Below are 15,223 nucleotides of genomic sequence, written 5' to 3'. Positions count from 1 at the left end.
TACCGAAAACCGGTCGTCGCGGTTACCGGACCCGCGGAGCGGGTATCTGGACTAGACCATGATTGAGTGCCGCGATGCTGCGTTAGCGTGGTTATCCCATCATGGGAGACAAAATCACGAAGGCACCGACATAGATGGCTATCGCGATAACGACCAATACGACCAGCGTGATCCCGGCGACGACTGCGATGCGCTTGAGCCGGCGCGTCCGCACTGTTTCGGTCGTGTCAGGCCCGTTCATAGCAGGTGGAATACCCGGCGGGAATCGTGACTAACCGGCTCGATCACGCGGCCGAAGACGAGCTGCGAAGCGGAAGTAGTGTCAGTCAAACATTGCCGGGAGACCATATGACCGATGCGCGATTGCACGGGAGCAAGCGCCAGCGCGGCCACCGCGCCGTCGAGGTACACGTTGCTGCACGCCTGGAAAACCTGGCGATGCTGCGCACCCTGGTCGGTGCCATCGGCACCTTCGAGGATCTCGATTTCGACGCCGTGGCGGACCTGCGGCTCGCGGTCGACGAAGTGTGCACCCGGTTGATCCGATCGGCCACCCCCGATGCCACGCTCGTCGTATTGGTCGACCCGCTCGACGACGAATTGATAGTGGAGGCGTCCGCCGCGTGCGACACTCACGACGTGGTGTCGCCCGGCAGCTTCAGCTGGCACGTGCTGACCTCGTTGGCCGACGATGTCCAGACTTTCCATGACGGTCGCGAACCCAGTGAAGCCGGCAGCGTTTTCGGTATCGCGCTGACGGCGCGAAAGGCGGCCGCCACCCGGTGACGGCCCGAGATGCCGGCGGTTCGGATACGCGCCCGAACGAATACGCCGATGTTCCGGACATGTTCCGGGAATTGGCTACTTTTCCCGCCGACTCCATGGAATTCCAGCGCCAGCGCGACAAGATCGTCGAGCGCTGCCTGCCGCTGGCCGACCACATCGCCCGCCGGTTCGAGGGACGGGGCGAACCGCGCGACGACCTGGTTCAGGTCGCGCGGGTCGGACTGGTCAACGCGGTGGTCCGCTTCGACATCGACGCCGGGTCGGACTTCGTCTCGTTCGCGGTGCCGACGATCATGGGCGAGGTCCGTCGGCACTTCCGTGACAACAGCTGGTCGGTCAAGGTTCCACGGCGGCTGAAGGAACTGCACCTGCGGCTGGGCACCGCCACCGCCGATCTGTCCCAGCGGCTCGGCCGGGCCCCGACCGCGACCGAACTGGCAGGCGAACTGGGCATGGACCGCGGCGAAGTCATCGAGGGCTTGGTGGCGGGCAGCTCCTACAACACCTTGTCCATCGACAGCGGCGGCGGCAGCGACGACGACGACGCCCGCGCGATCGCCGACACCCTGGGCGACGTGGATACCGGTCTGGATCAGATCGAGAACCGCGAATCGCTGCGCCCGCTGCTCGAGGCGCTGCCCGAGCGGGAGCGAACGGTGTTGGTGCTGCGCTTCTTCGAATCGATGACCCAGACGCAAATCGCCGACCGGGTCGGCATCTCACAGATGCACGTGTCTCGGCTGCTATCTAAATCGCTAACCCGACTGCGGGACCAGTTGCGGTAGCGGCCCAGGCCGACCGCAGCAGCGGCTCGTCGGCGGGCGACGTCACCGGCAGCGTGCCGTCGGGGTCGCAGACACGCAGCAACCGCGAGACCGCCGCTCCCGTCACCATCGCCCAGGACATCTGGGCGGCCGAGCACACCACGTTGATCCGATGCAGCGCCGAAAAACCCGCTGTACCAATGAATTCCAGTCCGCGCAGGTCCACTATCACCCGCCGGGAACGGCTGGCGCTGCGCCGCACATACTCGGTGAGCTGATCGGAGTTGGCGGCATCGAGCTCACCGTCGACGGTGATCACCGTGCCGCCCGGCTCCCGGCGCGCGCTGAATTGGGCTGTGCGACTCTGTTGCCAAGATTGGGTCACAGGCATTGCGTACTCCCTCACTACCGGAGGATTCGTGCTGTGGAATACGCCAGCCACGCGTCATAAAACGCTTGGGGCAGGGAATTCGCCTACGCCGACGTCAGCGACGTATTCCAGGTGGCTGTGAACTCAACCTGTCCCGAACCCTACCCGTGCCCGGGCAGGCCGACAACGTTTCGCGGGTTTTGCTGGTCGGGCCCCTACTTGATCTCGGCGAGCACCGTGCCCTGGGTGATGGCGGCGCCGGCCTCGACCGCGAGGCCGGTGATGGTGCCGTCCTTGTGCGCGGTGACCGGGTTCTCCATCTTCATCGCTTCGAGGACCACGACCAGGTCGCCGGCGGCGACCTCCTGGCCCTCCTCGACCGCGACCTTCACGACGGTGCCCTGCATGGGTGCGGTGACCGCGTCACCCGAGGCCGCCGCGCCGGAATGCGAACCGCGCTTGCGGGGCTTCGGCTTTTTGCGGATGGCGCCGACGGCGTCGGTGGTGGCGCCGTTGGACAGCGCCAGGTCCGCCGGCAACGAGACCTCGAGCCGCCGCCCGCCGACCTCGACCACCACTTTCTGGCGCGGCCGCGCATCCTCGTCGTCCAGCGGCTCGCCGCCGGCGAAGGGCTCGACGGTGTTGTTCCACTCCGTCTCGATCCAGCGGGTGTGCACCGAGAAGCCGTCTTCGTCGCCGATGAACGCCGGGTCGGACACCACGGCGCGGTGGAACGGGATCACCGTGGCGAGGCCTTCGACCTCGAACTCGTCCAGCGCGCGCCGCGCCCGCGCCAGCGCCTCGTTGCGGTCGGCGCCGTAGACGATCAGCTTGGCCAGCATCGAGTCGAACTGCCCGCCGATCACCGAGCCGGTCTCGACGCCGGAGTCCAGCCGCACACCCGGACCGGTGGGCGGGTGGAACTTGTTCACCGGGCCGGGGGCCGGCAGGAAGTTGCGTCCCGCGTCCTCGCCATTGATGCGGAATTCGATGGCGTGCCCGCGCGGCGTGGGGTCCTCGGTGAGCTCCAGCCTGTCGCCGTTGGCGATCTTGAACTGCTGGCGCACCAGGTCGATGCCGGCGGTCTCCTCGGTGACCGGGTGCTCGACCTGCAGGCGGGTGTTGACCTCCAGGAACGAGATCAGCCCGTCCTGGCCGACCAAGTATTCGACGGTTCCGGCGCCGTAGTAGTGGGCCTCTTTGCAGATCCGCTTGGCGGATTCGTGGATCTCCTTGCGCTGGGCGTCGGTCAGGAACGGCGCGGGCGCTTCCTCGACCAGCTTCTGGAAGCGGCGTTGCAGCGAGCAGTCGCGGGTGCCGGCGACGACGACGTTGCCGTGCTGGTCGGCGATCACCTGCGCCTCGACGTGGCGCGGCTTGTCCAGGTAGCGCTCGACGAAGCATTCGCCGCGGCCGAACGCCGAAACCGCTTCGCGCACAGCCGATTCGTACAGCTCGGGAATCTCCTCGATGGTGCGGGCCACCTTCATGCCCTTGCCGCCGCCGCCGAAGGCCGCCTTGATCGCGATCGGCACGCCGTACTCCTTGGCGAAGGCCACCACCTCGTCGGCGTCCTTGACCGGGTCGGGGGTGCCGGGAACCAGCGGCGCCTGCGCGCGGGCGGCGATGTGGCGGGCGGTGACCTTGTCGCCGAGGTCGCGGATGGACTGCGGGCTGGGGCCGATCCAGATCAGGCCGGCGTCGATGACCGCCTGGGCGAAGTCGGCGTTCTCCGACAGGAAGCCGTAGCCGGGGTGGATGGCGTTGGCGCCGGACTTCTCGGCCGCGTCGAGGAGCTTGCCGAAGTCCAGGTAGGACTCCGCCGACGTCTGACCGCCCAGGGCGAACGCCTCGTCGGCCAGGCGCACGTGCGGCGCGTCGGCGTCGGGCTCGGCGTACACCGCCACGCTGGGCAGGCCCGCGTCGCGGGCCGCGCGGATCACCCGGACAGCGATCTCGCCACGGTTGGCGACGAGCACCTTGGCGATCCTCGAGCTGGCGTGATTGGCCACTTCGCCTCCTGTTTGGCTGGACGTCTCTACGTCTCTTCGTCTCTAAGAGAATTTCTTACAAGTCTTGTCCGGGGAAGTTTATGCGCCGCGCCGTGGGCGCTGATACCCGGTCTCCGATCCGTTTGAAGATCACGTTTGCGATCACGCCGCCTCGCGCAGCCGCCGTTTGATGCGGGCCAGCATCGCCGACATGCCGCGCAACCGCAGCGGGCTGATCAGAGCGGCCAGACCCAGGTCGGCGTAGAAATCCTCGGGTACCGCGAGGATGTCGGCGGCGGGTTGTTCGTCGAGCCCGGCGGCCAGGATCGAGGCAAACCCGCGGGTCGTCGGCGCCTCGGCGGGCGCGCTGAAGTACAGCCGCACCCGATCCGGGTCGTGCGCGTCGACATGCAAAAACAGCGGTGACTGGCACTCGGGGACCGGCTCCATGGCCGCTTGTTCCATGTCGGCGGGCAGCTCCGGCAGGTCGTTGGCGAATTCGAGCAGCAACGTCAGTTTGTCCTGGCCCTGCACTTCGGCGAAGTCGGACACCACCTCGGCCAGCGGCGCGGGCAGACTCATCAGACCGGCACGGCTCCCGGTTCCTCGCCGGCGACGATCGGCACCCGCACGGTGTTGCCCCACTCGGTCCACGACCCGTCGTAATTGCGCACCCCGGGCTTGCCCAGCAAATGCGTCAGCACGAACCAGGTGTGGCTGGACCGCTCGCCGATGCGGCAGTAGACGATGGTTTTGTCGTCCGGCTGCACAAAGCCGTACAGCTCTTCCAGCTCTTCGCGGCTGCGGAAGCGGCCACTCTCGTCGGCTGCCTTGCCCCACGGGATCGATCGGGCGGTGGGGATGTGGCCGGCGCGCAGCGCGCCCTCTTCGGGGTAGTCGGGCATGTGGGTGCGCTTGCCGGTGTACTCGTCGGGTGAGCGCACGTCGATCAGCGGCTGGCTGCCGAGGTTGGCCAGCACGTCGTCCTTGAACGCGCGGATCGGCGCGTCGTTGCGCTGCACGACGGGATAGCCCGACGAGGTCTTGGTGGGGACCTCGAGCGTCATGTCCCGGCGATCGGACAGCCATAGGTCGCGCCCGCCGTTGAGCAGCCGCACGTCGGGGTGGCCGAACAACGTGAACACCCACAGCGCGTAGGCCGCCCACCAGTTGCTCTTGTCGCCGTAGATCACCACGGTGTCGTCGCGGGCGATGCCCTTGCGGTCCATCAGCTCGGCGAACTGCTCGCCGTTGATGTAGTCGCGGACGCGCGGGTCGTTGAGGTCGGTGTGCCAGTCGACCTTCACCGCACCCGGAATGTGGCCGACGTCGTAGAGCAGGACGTCCTCGTCGGACTCGACGATCGCCAGGCCCGGGGCGCCCATGTTGGCGGACAGCCAGTCGGCGGTGACCAGCCGTTCAGGGTGGGCGTAGGCCGACAGCGTGGGGCTCGGATCAGGGGGTAGCGGCACAACCTCGAGCCTACCGCCAGGAATAAAAGCGGGGCCTTGACCCGTGAGTCTCGATTAAACTTGCGCCTAACAAATAACACCCGAGGGGCGAACTAGATGGAGATACTTGTCAACGGGGGCGCGGGCTTCCAGGGAAGTCATCTATCCGAATCGCTACTGGCGGGCGGGCATTGGGTCACTGTCCTGAATACATCGTCGAAGAGTGCCACCCGAAACACGAGTGACTTTCGTTCGCACGAGCGCGCCGCCTTTATTTCGGGTTCGGTGACCGATGGGGAAACGGTGCATCGCGCGGTGCGCGATCACCACGTCGTTTTTCATCTGGCCGCCAATATCAACGTCGACCAGTCCCTCGGCGAACCAGAGAGCTTTCTCGAAACCAACGTCATGGGTACTTACCGTGTGCTCGAGGCGGTCCGACGCTACAAGAACCGGCTGATCTACGTGTCAACCTGCGAAGTGTACGGCGACGGACACAATCTGCGGGAGGGCGAGCTTCTCGACGAGAGAGCGGAGCTGAAACCGAACAGCCCCTACGGCGCCTCCAAGGCGGCGGCCGATCGGTTGTGCTATTCCTACTACCGTTCCTATGGTCTTGACGTCACGATTGTTCGGCCCTTCAACATCTTTGGGGTGCGGCAGAAAACCGGGCGATTCGGCGCGCTGATTCCACGACTCGTCCGTCAGGCCATCAACGGCGAAAACCTCACGATCTTCGGCGACGGTTCGGCGACACGCGACTATCTGTACGTAAGCGACATCGTTCGTGCATACAACCTTGTGCTGCAAAACACCGCGCTTCGCGGACAGGCGATCAATTTCGCGAGCGGCAAAAACACGCGGGTGAAAGACATCGTCGAGTACATCGCCGAAAAGTTCGACGCCAAGATCGCATATCGCGAGGCACGCCCCGGTGAAGTCGCTAGTTTCCCGGCCAACATCGAGCTCGCAAAGAGCATCGGATTCAAGCCCGAAGTCGATATCTGGGAAGGCATCGACCGCTATATCCAATGGGCGAAGGATCAGCCGCAGTATGCCTACGAACACGACGGGTTCGGCGGCGTCTTGTCTTCCCGATGAGCCCCGTGATTGCGGGTCTGGAAAAAAGCGCATCTTGGCCCAGTTCACCGCAGTTAGGCTGGTAAAAGGCTGCATTCCACATGCGGCGGATGTTGTGGCGTATTCAGGGAGCGGGAAATTGACGTGAAAGGTCCGGCTGGGGTGTCGATGGGTGGCGGCGAGCGCGATCGCGAGTTCTTGACATCGCTGCGCGGGGATGTCGACGCGTGGAGCGCGCACGACGCGCTGGCGCAGTTGGTTGCGATGTTCGGCGGAGTTTTCCCGCGGCACGGCAATCTGGCCGACCGGTTGGCTTACCTGGACGAGTTCAGCGAGGTATGGGATTACCGGAGCCGGACGCGGGCACGTTACGGGGAACAGGTGCGGTGCCAAGACGCCGGCGGCGGGGCACGGTGGATGATCCCCCGTCTTGACCTGCCCGACCGGCAACTGGACACGATCACGACGCTGGCGCGACGGCTGGGCCTTACAGATGAAACATGGCCCACTGAAACAAAATTCGACTACATGCTGGTGATCGGAACCGGACGTTACTCGAACATGCTCAGGGCCCGGTTGGCGCGGGACCTGGCTGCCGAGAACCGCGTCGGTCATGTCGTGCTGGCCGCTGCTTCTCGGCGGCTGTTGCCGTCCGAAGACGACGCGGTCGCGTCCTGCGCGCCAGGCGCGCGTTCCGAATTCGATTTGCTGGCGGCCGCCGCGGCCGACGCGTTTGGGGTGGATACTCGCGAAGCCGTACGGCATGGGCGTCAGCGGGGCGGCGACCCCCATCGAGGCCAGATGGTTTGGCGCTTCGGCGAAGACAGCAATGACCTCGGGCTGCCCATCACACTGATCGAGGCACCGTCGCCGGACCCCGACATCCGACGTGCCACCTCCGCGGATACTTTCACCTTTACGGCGCGGACCCTGGATATGGACCAATCGAGTTGTCTAATGGTGACCGGTCAGCCGTTCGTCCCCTATCAGCACTTTGACGCGCTGCGAACTCTGTCCCTGCCGTTCGGAATTCGCATCGAGACCGCGGGTTTCGGCATCGACCGCTACGAAGGGCTGCACGACATGGACCTGCAGCATCCCGCCAAACTGTTGCAGGAGGTCCGCTCGACGATCCGGGCAGCCCGCGGTCTGCTGGAACGGGTCGAGGCTTCCCAACGAACAGCCCACGCGCCGCGCTGAGGTCGCCCGGGTTTACTCGTCGGCGGTGATCGTGCACGGTGTGGCGGGCGGGTAGCTGCCCGATACCGCGCGCAGCCGCCCCGGCGGCGGCCAGGGCCGCAGCCCCATGTTGCCCAGATAGCGCAGGGGATTGACGTGTTCACGCCCAACCCGCACCTCGAAATGCAGATAACCGTCCGACGATTGGCCTTCGGCACCGATGCTGCCGATCCGGCTTCCCGCACTTATCCGATCACCGCGCGCGATCTGTGTGTCGTCACCAGGCCGAAACACGTAGCGGATTTGGGTATCGCCGTTCGAGATGATCACTGAGTACAGCTGACCGAAATCGCTTGCGCGGCAAACAGCTCCGGATATGACGGCGTAGATCGGGCTGCCGGGGTCAGCGGCGAAGTCGACGCCGGGATGGAAACCGTCCGCGCGGGGTCCGTATCCACGGCCAATCGCGCGTGGCTCGGCCTCGATCGGCAGCCGCGCCCCCGGCTCGATCCGGTCGAAGTCGCCGCGCACCCGCCGCTGGTAGTCCGCTTTGAGGAGGCTGACCTCGTCGAGTGCATAGCCGAACAACAGGGATCGATCGTAGGCCACACCGAAGTTGTGCCGAAAATCCGGATCGAGCCGCAGGTAGTGTTTGACGCGCGAGATCCGTTCCTCCAACGTCGCCCAGCCGTTGTGCGTCAAGCGGATTCCGTCCAGCTGCCCTATCCGACCGTGCTCGGCGATGTTGGCCGGCCAGTGCGAATTGTGCATCAACTTGGGCCCCGCATACAGGCCCGGGTACCAACGCCAAAACGGCCCGCGCATCGCCTCGGCGGTACCCATCACCGGCACCATGTCCGGATATTCTGGGTCATCCCAGCGGGAAACCATCGGACACATCAGCGCGGCCACGTCGTCCGGTGTGCGCGCAAGCACCTCACGGATGTCGACGTCGATCTGGAAAGTCCAGTCGGCGTCGACCATCACCATCCAGTCCGGGCGACAGAAATCGGCCATCCGGTACAGCAGCTCCAGCCCGGTGGATTCGGGGACCAGCCATGGTGTGGACGGTAGATCTGCCCGGGCGCGAACAACATTGGTGACCGCGGGGTGGTTCGCGAGAATCGCGGCGGTGTCGTCGGTGCTCCGGTCGTCGATCGCGTAGATGTCGTCGCTGAAGGTGGCCAGCGAGTCCAACGTATCGGGCAAGGTCTTCCCGGCATTGTGGGCACGCGTGACCGCCAGAATCCGCAATGTGTTCCCCTTTAAGCCGCGAGAACCGAAGTGTAGTAGCTGGGCTTGTCGGAGGGCGAGTCGCAATCGCCAGGCATCCCGATCAGGCCGTGATCGGCGAGCAGCTGCGCGGCCGTAGTCCCGGTCGACTGCCACCCGTGGTTAGCGAGATAGCCGGAGACCTCGTTGCGGGCCCCGAGATAGTTCAGCGAGCAGATGTCCAGATCGAATCCATGGTCGCGCCAGGTGCGAGTCGCACCGCGAATGATCTGTTGGACCCGCCCGGAGTCCAGCTCCGCCGACCCCACGAACGCCTCGATGGCCATCCGGCTTCCCGGCGCGCTGAGACCGGTGACGTTGTCCAGCAGGCGATCCTGAGCTTCAGGGGGGAGATAACCGAATAATCCTTCGGCGATCCAGGCGGTCGGTAACGCTGGGTCGAATCCGCTGCGCAGCAGCGCGACCGGCCAATCGTCCCGCAGGTCGGCCGGCACCATCCGCAGCTGCGCCGTGGGCTCGGCGCCCAGCCGTGCCAGCGTTTCGGCCTTGAACCGCAGCACGTCGGGCTGATCGATCTCGAACACCGCCATGCCCGGCGGCCACGGCAGTCGGTAGCCGCGCGCGTCGAGCCCAGACGCCAGGATCACCGCCTGCCGAATTCCGGTGGCCGTCGCGTTGGTAAGGAACTGATCGAAATAGCGAGTGCGGGCCACCAAATCGGTGGTCATTCGCTGCAGGCCCCAGGCCGCTTCGGGCTCGTCGACGTCGGACGCGCGGAGCTCTCCGGTGGCCCATTTGACCAGGAATTCGATACCCACCGCGCGGACCAACGGCTCGGCGAACGGGTCCTCGATCAACGGCTCGGGCGAATTGGTGGCCCTGGCGCGGCCCGCGGCCACCAGCGTTGCGGTCGCGCCGACATGGCTGGCCAGATCCCAGCTATCGCCGTCTTTGCGCATCACAATTCCGCCTTTCAGGTGTGGGATCTCGGCGGCTCAGGGACGGCCGAGTTGCACACTTCGAATCTAGGAAGATTTGGCCCGGCGGAACTCCGCCGATCGGCCCGCAATGGTGATGAACGCTTCGTCCCCCGATCGGGGGACGAAACTGGCGGGTTTGGCTACCGTGGCTGGTCGGTCAGGGTCCCGCTGATGAAGATCGTGTCGTCGTCTGCGGCGGGCGCATCGAGGCCGCTGCGCCGGAACAGTTCGGCGAGCGGCACGCCTTCGAGCTGCCAGCCCAAGGCGGTGAGGTAGTCGAGGACGTGGTTGCGTTCGCCGGGGTAGATCAATGAAGCCAAGTCGACGTCGACGCCGTGGTCGCGGAATGGGTTGGATATGGTCCGCGCTCGCTCGGTGCCGAAATCCACGATACTGGAAACGAATTCGGTGGCTGCCATGCTCCCGGGCGCGCTGAGCGCGGTGATGTCGTCGAACAGCCGATCCTGGGCCTGCGGCTTTAGATAAATCAGTAACCCCTCGACCAGCCACGCCGTCGGTGCTGACGAGTCAAAGCCGGCGGCTTGCAACGGCGTGACCCAGTCCGCGCGCAGGTCGATGGGCACGGCGCGCCGAGTGGCGGTGGGCTCGGCGCCCAGGTCGGCCAAGGTCGTCGTCTTGAACTCCATCACCTGTGGTTGGTCGATCTCGTACACCACCGTCCCGGTCGGCCACGGCAGACGGTAGGCGCGGGTGTCCAACCCGGAAGCGAGGATCGCCACTTGCCGAATACCCCCATCGGTGGCGTTGAGGACGTATTCGTCAAAGTACTTCGTGCGGACCGCGTTTCCGTCGACCATCGCCTGCGCCACGGTCGGTGAGGCGTCCGCGATCGCCGACATGCCGAGTTCGCCGTCCATCAGCTTGGTGAAGAAATCCAGGCCCACCGCACGGACCAGAGGTTCGGCGAACGGATCGTTGATCAAGCCGCGCGGATCCTTGGTGGCCAGCGCGCGCCCGGCCGCGACAATGGTGGCGGTGACGCCGACGCCGGACGCCAGATCCCAGCTGTCGTCGTCGGTGCGGGACATCAGCTCACCCTAGCGCCGCGCAATTCTGCGGTGCGGTGTTATTGGCGTCGGAACAGGCGCCCGTGCTGACTACAGAACCAGGCGATGTTGCCGTCCGGACCGCGGACGAAGTTGGATCGACTGCCGGTGGGCTTGCCGTCGGGTCCGAGGTCGATCCCGTAGTCGGGCCGGTAAAGGGCCAGGCCCAGTTCGGCGCTGCTTGGGCCGTCCGCGTTGGCGTCGACGGTGTCGATGGTGCCGGCGAGCCGGCCGTCGCTTGCCCGGAAGTCGATCACCGTTTGCTCGACGACGCCGCCTTGGGAGACCTGCTCGGCGATGTAGCGGCCCTGGTAGGGCCGCAGGTCGTCGGCGCCGAGATGTTGCGGTACTGCAGGCAGATTGGTGACCCCGGCGAATCTGTGCAACGCCCAGTCGCAGGCGAAAAGGTCGTTGATCAGATGAAATCCGCCATCGGAATTGGTGAGGACGGTCATGGCGAAGTTGCGATCGGGCACCATCACGAAACCGGACCGTTGCCCCTTCCAGGTGCCCCCGTGCTCGACGATATTCACATTCTGCGCGGAGGGCCGCAGCATCCAGGTCACGCCCATCCCGGTCAGCTCGACGAACAGTGTTCCACCCGCCCCCGGGTTCGAACGCATCGCCTCCAGCGACTGTCGGCTCAGAATCTGCTCGCCGTTAGGCGCCCTGCCGTCGCCGAGGTGGAACTGTGCGTAGCGCAGCTGATCTCGCGCCGTGGACATCAATCCACCGGTGGGGTTGCAGCTGCGCGGGAATGCCCAAAAGTCGGTATCGACCAGGGGTTTGCCGTCGACCACCTGGTGAGGTGCCGCCACGTTCAGACCGATTATCTGGTCGGAAAAGTAGCGGGTGTGAGCCAGCTGCAGCGGGTCAAGCACCAGGTTGTGCATCGCAGACTCGTAGGTTGTTCCGGTGACAAGCTCGATGATGCGGCCCGCCACCACAAGAGCCGAATTGTTGTACGCGAACGCGGTTCCCGGAGGAGTCAGCTGCGGTAACCGTGTCATCGAGTTGACGTAGCGCGCCACCGCGTCATCGCCGCGCCCGAAGTCCTGCCCATTGCGACCATCCCAGCCTGCAGTGTGGTTGAGCAGTTGGCGCACGGTCACGACGGCGCTGGCCGACTCGTCGGCCACTGCGAAGTCGGGGATGAAGCGGCGCACGGGCGAATCCAGGTCTACCTCGCCCCGCTCGACCAGCCGCATCATCGCGGTTCCTGTGAAAGTCTTTGTGGTAGAACCGATTCGGAAGACGGTGTCGCCGTCGACAGGCAACGGATGGTCGACGTTGGTGACCCCGTAGCCCTGGACGTATTCTTGGCCGCCGGCCCACACGGCAACCGCGACCCCCGGAATCGCATAGGCCTTCATGCCCGCGGTGATCTTGGCATCGAGCTCGTCGAACGCTACGCCAAGGTCTGTGCGGTTAACGGTTTCACCCACGGCAGGGGCGATTGCGTGCGGCAGTCGACCTGGCGCTCGCACGCGTTCGGTCGAATGGGTTCGTGGGCGGCGGTAACGTCCACATGGCCATTAATATAACCCCCCGAGGGCCTGCCGGAGTGGATTCGGTTGCAGCGCTTGGGGCCTCGCCCGCTCCCGCGCGGGAGCCGGTTTACCGCGGGCGGTGCTAGCCGAGCGGATTGTCCGCCCACAGCGCGGCGATCGACAGGCCCGCGCGGCCGAGCAGCGATCGCGTCAGCGGCAGCCCGAGGCCCACCACAGCCGACGGGTCGCCGTCGACACCATCGATGAACCAGCCGCCCAGGCCGTCGAGCGTGAACCCTCCGGCGACCCGCAATGACTCCCCGGCAGCAAGGTAGGCCTCGAGGTCATCGGATGATGGTTTACCGAAACGTACGGTGGTGATAGATGTTTCGGCGTCCCGATGAACGATTTCGTTGTCCACCAATCGGATAGCGCAGTGGCCGGTATAGAGCCGGCCGGCCCGGCCCGCCATCGACTGCCACATCTGACGAGCGGCGGCGACGGATTGCGGCTTACCGCACAGCTGGTCGTCGATGTGAAGCATCGAATCACAGCCGATGACAACGCAATCCGCGGCGATGCTGCCATCCAGCCTGCCCGCGACCTCGTCGGCCTTGGCCACCGCCAGCGCGCACACGACGTCACTGGCCGAGGCGTCGGGGCCCAGGGCCGCGGTCACCGCATCCTCGTCGACCCCGGAGACCACGACCACCGGATCGACGCCGGCCTGGCGCAGCACCTTGCGCCGGCCGGCCGAGGCCGACGCCAGCACCAGCCGGGTCACTGCTTCATATGAGTCATCTGCTGCATGGTGAGCCGCTGGTAGTTCGTCATCGCAAAACGCAGCCGGTCGACCGGGAGGCCCCAGCGGGTGCGCTCCGCCGGTGGTGGTTCCGGCGCGGCGCCGGCGGCGCCCAGCACGGCGACCAATGCGGCCACCTCCTCGGCGGTGGGTTGCCCCTTGAGGATCTGGATGTGCGGCTCGTGCCGCTTCTGGGCCTCTTGGATATCCGAGCTCACAGTGGGATGTTCCCGTGCTTCTTGGGCGGCAGGTGCGAGATCTTGCGCTCCAGCAGACGCAGCGCCGTGCCGATGTAGCCGCGCGTGTGCGACGGCGGGATCACCGCGTCGACATACCCGCGCTCGGCCGCGACGTAGGGATTGACGAGCGTGTCCTCGTACTCCTGCTGCAGCTGCAGCCGCAGCGCGTCGACGTCCTTGCCTTCCTTGGCGGCCTCGGACAGCTGCTTGCGGTAGACGAACCCGACGGCGCCCGAGGCGCCCATCACCGCGATCTGCGCCGTCGGCCAGGCGATGTTGACGTCGCAGCCCATGTCCTTGGAACCCATGACGCAGTAGGCGCCGCCGTAGGCCTTGCGGGTGATGACGGTGATCTTCGGGACGGTGGCCTCGCCGTAGGCGAACAGCAGCTTGGCGCCGCGCCGGATGATGCCGTTGTATTCCTGGCCGGTGCCCGGCAGGAAGCCGGGCACGTCGACCAGCATCACGATCGGGATGTTGAAGCAGTCGCAGGTGCGCACGAACCGCGCCGCCTTCTCGGAGGCGTCGATGTCCAGGCAGCCGGCGAAGTGCGTCGGCTGGTTGGCCACTATCCCGACCGGGCGGCCCTCGATGCGACCGAACCCGACGACGATGTTCTGGGCATAACCGCTCTGGATTTCCAGGAACTCGTCCTCGTCGAGGATCCGGGTGATGACCTCGTGCATGTCGTAGGGCTGGTTGGGCGAGTCGGGGATCAGCGTGTCCAGCTCGACGTCCTCGTCGGTGAGGTTGTCCTCGATGGCGCCCGCCGGGATGGGCGCTGCGTAGCGGGGCGGATCGGTGGCGTTGTTGGGCGGCAGGTAGCTCAGCAGATCGCGGACCCATTCGAAGGCGTCCTGCTCACCGGAGGCGACGTAGTGCAACGTGCCCGACTTGGCCATGTGCGTGTGGGCGCCGCCGAGCTCCTCCATGGTGACGTCCTCGCCGGTAACGGTCTTGATGACGTCGGGCCCGGTGATGAACATCTGGCTGGTCTGATCGACCATCACCACGAAGTCGGTCAGGGCCGGCGAGTACACGTGCCCGCCCGCCGCGGCCCCCATGATCAGCGAGATCTGCGGGATGACACCGGAAGCCAGGATGTTATTGCGGAAGATCTTGCTGTACAGGCCCAGCGAGACGACGCCCTCCTGGATGCGCGCGCCGGCACCGTCGTTGATGCCGATCAGTGGGCGCCCGGTCTTGATGGCCAGCTCCTGGACCTTGACGATCTTCTCGCCGTACACCTCGCCGAGGCTGCCGCCGAACACCGTGGCGTCCTGGCTGAAGATGCACACGTCGCGGCCGTCGATGGTGCCGTAGCCGGTGATGACGCCGTCGCCGAGCGGGCGGTTCTTCTCCAGGCCGAAGTTGGTGCTGCGGTGCTTGGCCAGCGCGTCGAGTTCGACGAACGAGTCCTCGTCCAGCAGGGCGAGGATGCGCTCCCGGGCGGTCAGCTTGCCCTTGGCGTGCACCTTCTCGACGGCCTCTTCACCGACCGGATGCAGTGCCTCTTCCCGGCGCTTGTGCAGCTCGGCCAGCTTGCCCGCGGTGGTGTGGATGTCGATGCTGTGCTCGGCCGCGGGCTCCGCGGTGTGGTCGGTAACGCTCGTCATGGGTGTCGAGCTTAGCGGCGGCTATCCCGTCTTCCCCATGAAGGGCCCGCCCATGAAGGTCCGTTGGAGATCCCGAATCTAATTCCTGAGTCCAAAGCTGCCGAAGTGAGCAAAATACTCGGCAATACCTCCGGACGATATCGGGCTACGAGCAAGGAGGGCCGGATGGGCCACT

General features: G+C 65.8%; 14 protein-coding genes and 1 pseudogene. 4 read left to right on the top strand and 11 right to left on the bottom strand.

Going from position 1 to position 15,223, the window contains the following annotated elements; all coding sequences use genetic code 11:
• The first annotated feature begins 348 nt into the window (after positions 1 to 348).
• Both A5745_RS22495 and A5745_RS22490 read left to right on the top strand, forming a co-directional pair.
• On the top strand, positions 349 to 786 hold the full coding sequence (locus tag A5745_RS22495; protein WP_076057729.1) for an anti-sigma factor: 438 nt from the start codon (positions 349 to 351) through the stop codon (positions 784 to 786).
• Positions 783 to 1,571 (top strand): RNA polymerase sigma factor SigF, encoded by a 789-nt coding sequence (locus A5745_RS22490; protein WP_076057661.1) that lies wholly within the window; start codon positions 783 to 785, stop codon positions 1,569 to 1,571. The genes A5745_RS22495 and A5745_RS22490 overlap by 4 nt, the downstream gene beginning before the upstream one ends.
• On the opposite strand, the gene A5745_RS22485 is transcribed toward A5745_RS22490, so the two are convergent.
• The 4 genes from A5745_RS22485 to A5745_RS22470 all read right to left on the bottom strand — a co-directional run bounded on the left by A5745_RS22485 (position 1,534) and on the right by A5745_RS22470 (position 5,383).
• Positions 1,534 to 1,941, bottom strand: coding sequence for an STAS domain-containing protein (locus A5745_RS22485; protein WP_076057662.1), 408 nt, complete (start codon positions 1,939 to 1,941; stop codon positions 1,534 to 1,536). The two genes, A5745_RS22490 and A5745_RS22485, sit on opposite strands and share 38 nt — an antisense overlap.
• 194 nt (positions 1,942 to 2,135) lie before the next feature.
• Positions 2,136 to 3,932, bottom strand: a complete 1,797-nt coding sequence (locus A5745_RS22480; protein WP_076119019.1) for an acetyl/propionyl/methylcrotonyl-CoA carboxylase subunit alpha — start codon at positions 3,930 to 3,932, stop codon at positions 2,136 to 2,138.
• A gap of 141 nt (positions 3,933 to 4,073) precedes the next feature.
• Positions 4,074 to 4,493: a SufE family protein gene (locus A5745_RS22475; RefSeq protein WP_076119017.1), complete on the bottom strand. Its 420-nt coding sequence runs from the start codon at positions 4,491 to 4,493 to the stop codon at positions 4,074 to 4,076.
• Positions 4,493 to 5,383, bottom strand: coding sequence for a sulfurtransferase (locus A5745_RS22470; protein ID WP_076119015.1), 891 nt, complete (start codon positions 5,381 to 5,383; stop codon positions 4,493 to 4,495). Before A5745_RS22470 ends, A5745_RS22475 begins: the two co-directional genes overlap by 1 nt.
• Positions 5,384 to 5,479: 96 nt before the next feature.
• On the opposite strand from A5745_RS22470, the gene A5745_RS22465 reads away from it, so the two are divergent.
• Together A5745_RS22465 and A5745_RS22460 are read left to right on the top strand one after the other, a co-directional pair.
• Entirely contained in the window at positions 5,480 to 6,463 is a 984-nt protein-coding gene (locus A5745_RS22465) for an NAD-dependent epimerase/dehydratase family protein (RefSeq protein ID WP_076119013.1), read from the top strand.
• A gap of 147 nt (positions 6,464 to 6,610) precedes the next feature.
• On the top strand, positions 6,611 to 7,642 hold the full coding sequence (locus A5745_RS22460) for a hypothetical protein (protein WP_254848642.1): 1,032 nt from the start codon (positions 6,611 to 6,613) through the stop codon (positions 7,640 to 7,642).
• 12 nt (positions 7,643 to 7,654) lie between these two features.
• On the opposite strand, the gene A5745_RS22455 is transcribed toward A5745_RS22460, so the two are convergent.
• The 7 genes and pseudogenes from A5745_RS22455 to A5745_RS22425 all read right to left on the bottom strand — a co-directional run bounded on the left by A5745_RS22455 (position 7,655) and on the right by A5745_RS22425 (position 15,048).
• On the bottom strand, positions 7,655 to 8,875 hold the full coding sequence (locus A5745_RS22455; RefSeq protein ID WP_076119009.1) for a peptidoglycan DD-metalloendopeptidase family protein: 1,221 nt from the start codon (positions 8,873 to 8,875) through the stop codon (positions 7,655 to 7,657).
• 11 nt (positions 8,876 to 8,886) lie between these two features.
• The gene (locus A5745_RS22450) at positions 8,887 to 9,816 is read right to left on the bottom strand and encodes an SAM-dependent methyltransferase (protein WP_076119008.1); all 930 of its coding nucleotides are present in this window, start codon (positions 9,814 to 9,816) and stop codon (positions 8,887 to 8,889) included.
• 158 nt (positions 9,817 to 9,974) lie between these two features.
• The gene (locus tag A5745_RS22445) at positions 9,975 to 10,883 is read right to left on the bottom strand and encodes a class I SAM-dependent methyltransferase (RefSeq protein ID WP_076119006.1); all 909 of its coding nucleotides are present in this window, start codon (positions 10,881 to 10,883) and stop codon (positions 9,975 to 9,977) included.
• 38 nt (positions 10,884 to 10,921) lie between these two features.
• Positions 10,922 to 12,403, bottom strand: a pseudogene (locus A5745_RS22440) (serine hydrolase domain-containing protein); the annotation flags it as partial.
• A 130-nt stretch (positions 12,404 to 12,533) separates the two neighbouring features.
• Entirely contained in the window at positions 12,534 to 13,175 is a 642-nt protein-coding gene (locus tag A5745_RS22435; protein ID WP_076119001.1) for a nucleoside triphosphate pyrophosphatase, read from the bottom strand.
• The gene (locus A5745_RS22430) at positions 13,172 to 13,411 is read right to left on the bottom strand and encodes an acyl-CoA carboxylase epsilon subunit (protein ID WP_076118999.1); all 240 of its coding nucleotides are present in this window, start codon (positions 13,409 to 13,411) and stop codon (positions 13,172 to 13,174) included. Before A5745_RS22430 ends, A5745_RS22435 begins: the two co-directional genes overlap by 4 nt.
• Positions 13,408 to 15,048: an acyl-CoA carboxylase subunit beta gene (locus A5745_RS22425; protein WP_076118997.1), complete on the bottom strand. Its 1,641-nt coding sequence runs from the start codon at positions 15,046 to 15,048 to the stop codon at positions 13,408 to 13,410. Before A5745_RS22425 ends, A5745_RS22430 begins: the two co-directional genes overlap by 4 nt.
• Between the last annotated feature and the right edge of the window lie 175 nt (positions 15,049 to 15,223).

Origin of the sequence: Mycobacterium sp. IS-2888, assembly GCF_001954215.1 — a bacterium.
In the GTDB taxonomy this organism is placed as follows: domain Bacteria; phylum Actinomycetota; class Actinomycetes; order Mycobacteriales; family Mycobacteriaceae; genus Mycobacterium.
Note: the sequence above shows the minus strand (reverse complement) of the source record. Positions and strands in the feature narration are given on the sequence as shown.

Coding starts and splice junctions, on each gene's coding strand:
- A5745_RS22425 (WP_076118997.1), bottom strand. CDS start 15,048: ATGACGAGCGTTACCGACCACACCGCGGAGCCCGCGGCCGAGCACAGC.
- A5745_RS22485 (WP_076057662.1), bottom strand. CDS start 1,941: ATGCCTGTGACCCAATCTTGGCAACAGAGTCGCACAGCCCAATTCAGC.
- A5745_RS22460 (WP_254848642.1), top strand. CDS start 6,611: ATGGGTGGCGGCGAGCGCGATCGCGAGTTCTTGACATCGCTGCGCGGG.
- A5745_RS22465 (WP_076119013.1), top strand. CDS start 5,480: ATGGAGATACTTGTCAACGGGGGCGCGGGCTTCCAGGGAAGTCATCTA.
- A5745_RS22445 (WP_076119006.1), bottom strand. CDS start 10,883: ATGTCCCGCACCGACGACGACAGCTGGGATCTGGCGTCCGGCGTCGGC.
- A5745_RS22495 (WP_076057729.1), top strand. CDS start 349: ATGACCGATGCGCGATTGCACGGGAGCAAGCGCCAGCGCGGCCACCGC.
- A5745_RS22475 (WP_076119017.1), bottom strand. CDS start 4,493: ATGAGTCTGCCCGCGCCGCTGGCCGAGGTGGTGTCCGACTTCGCCGAA.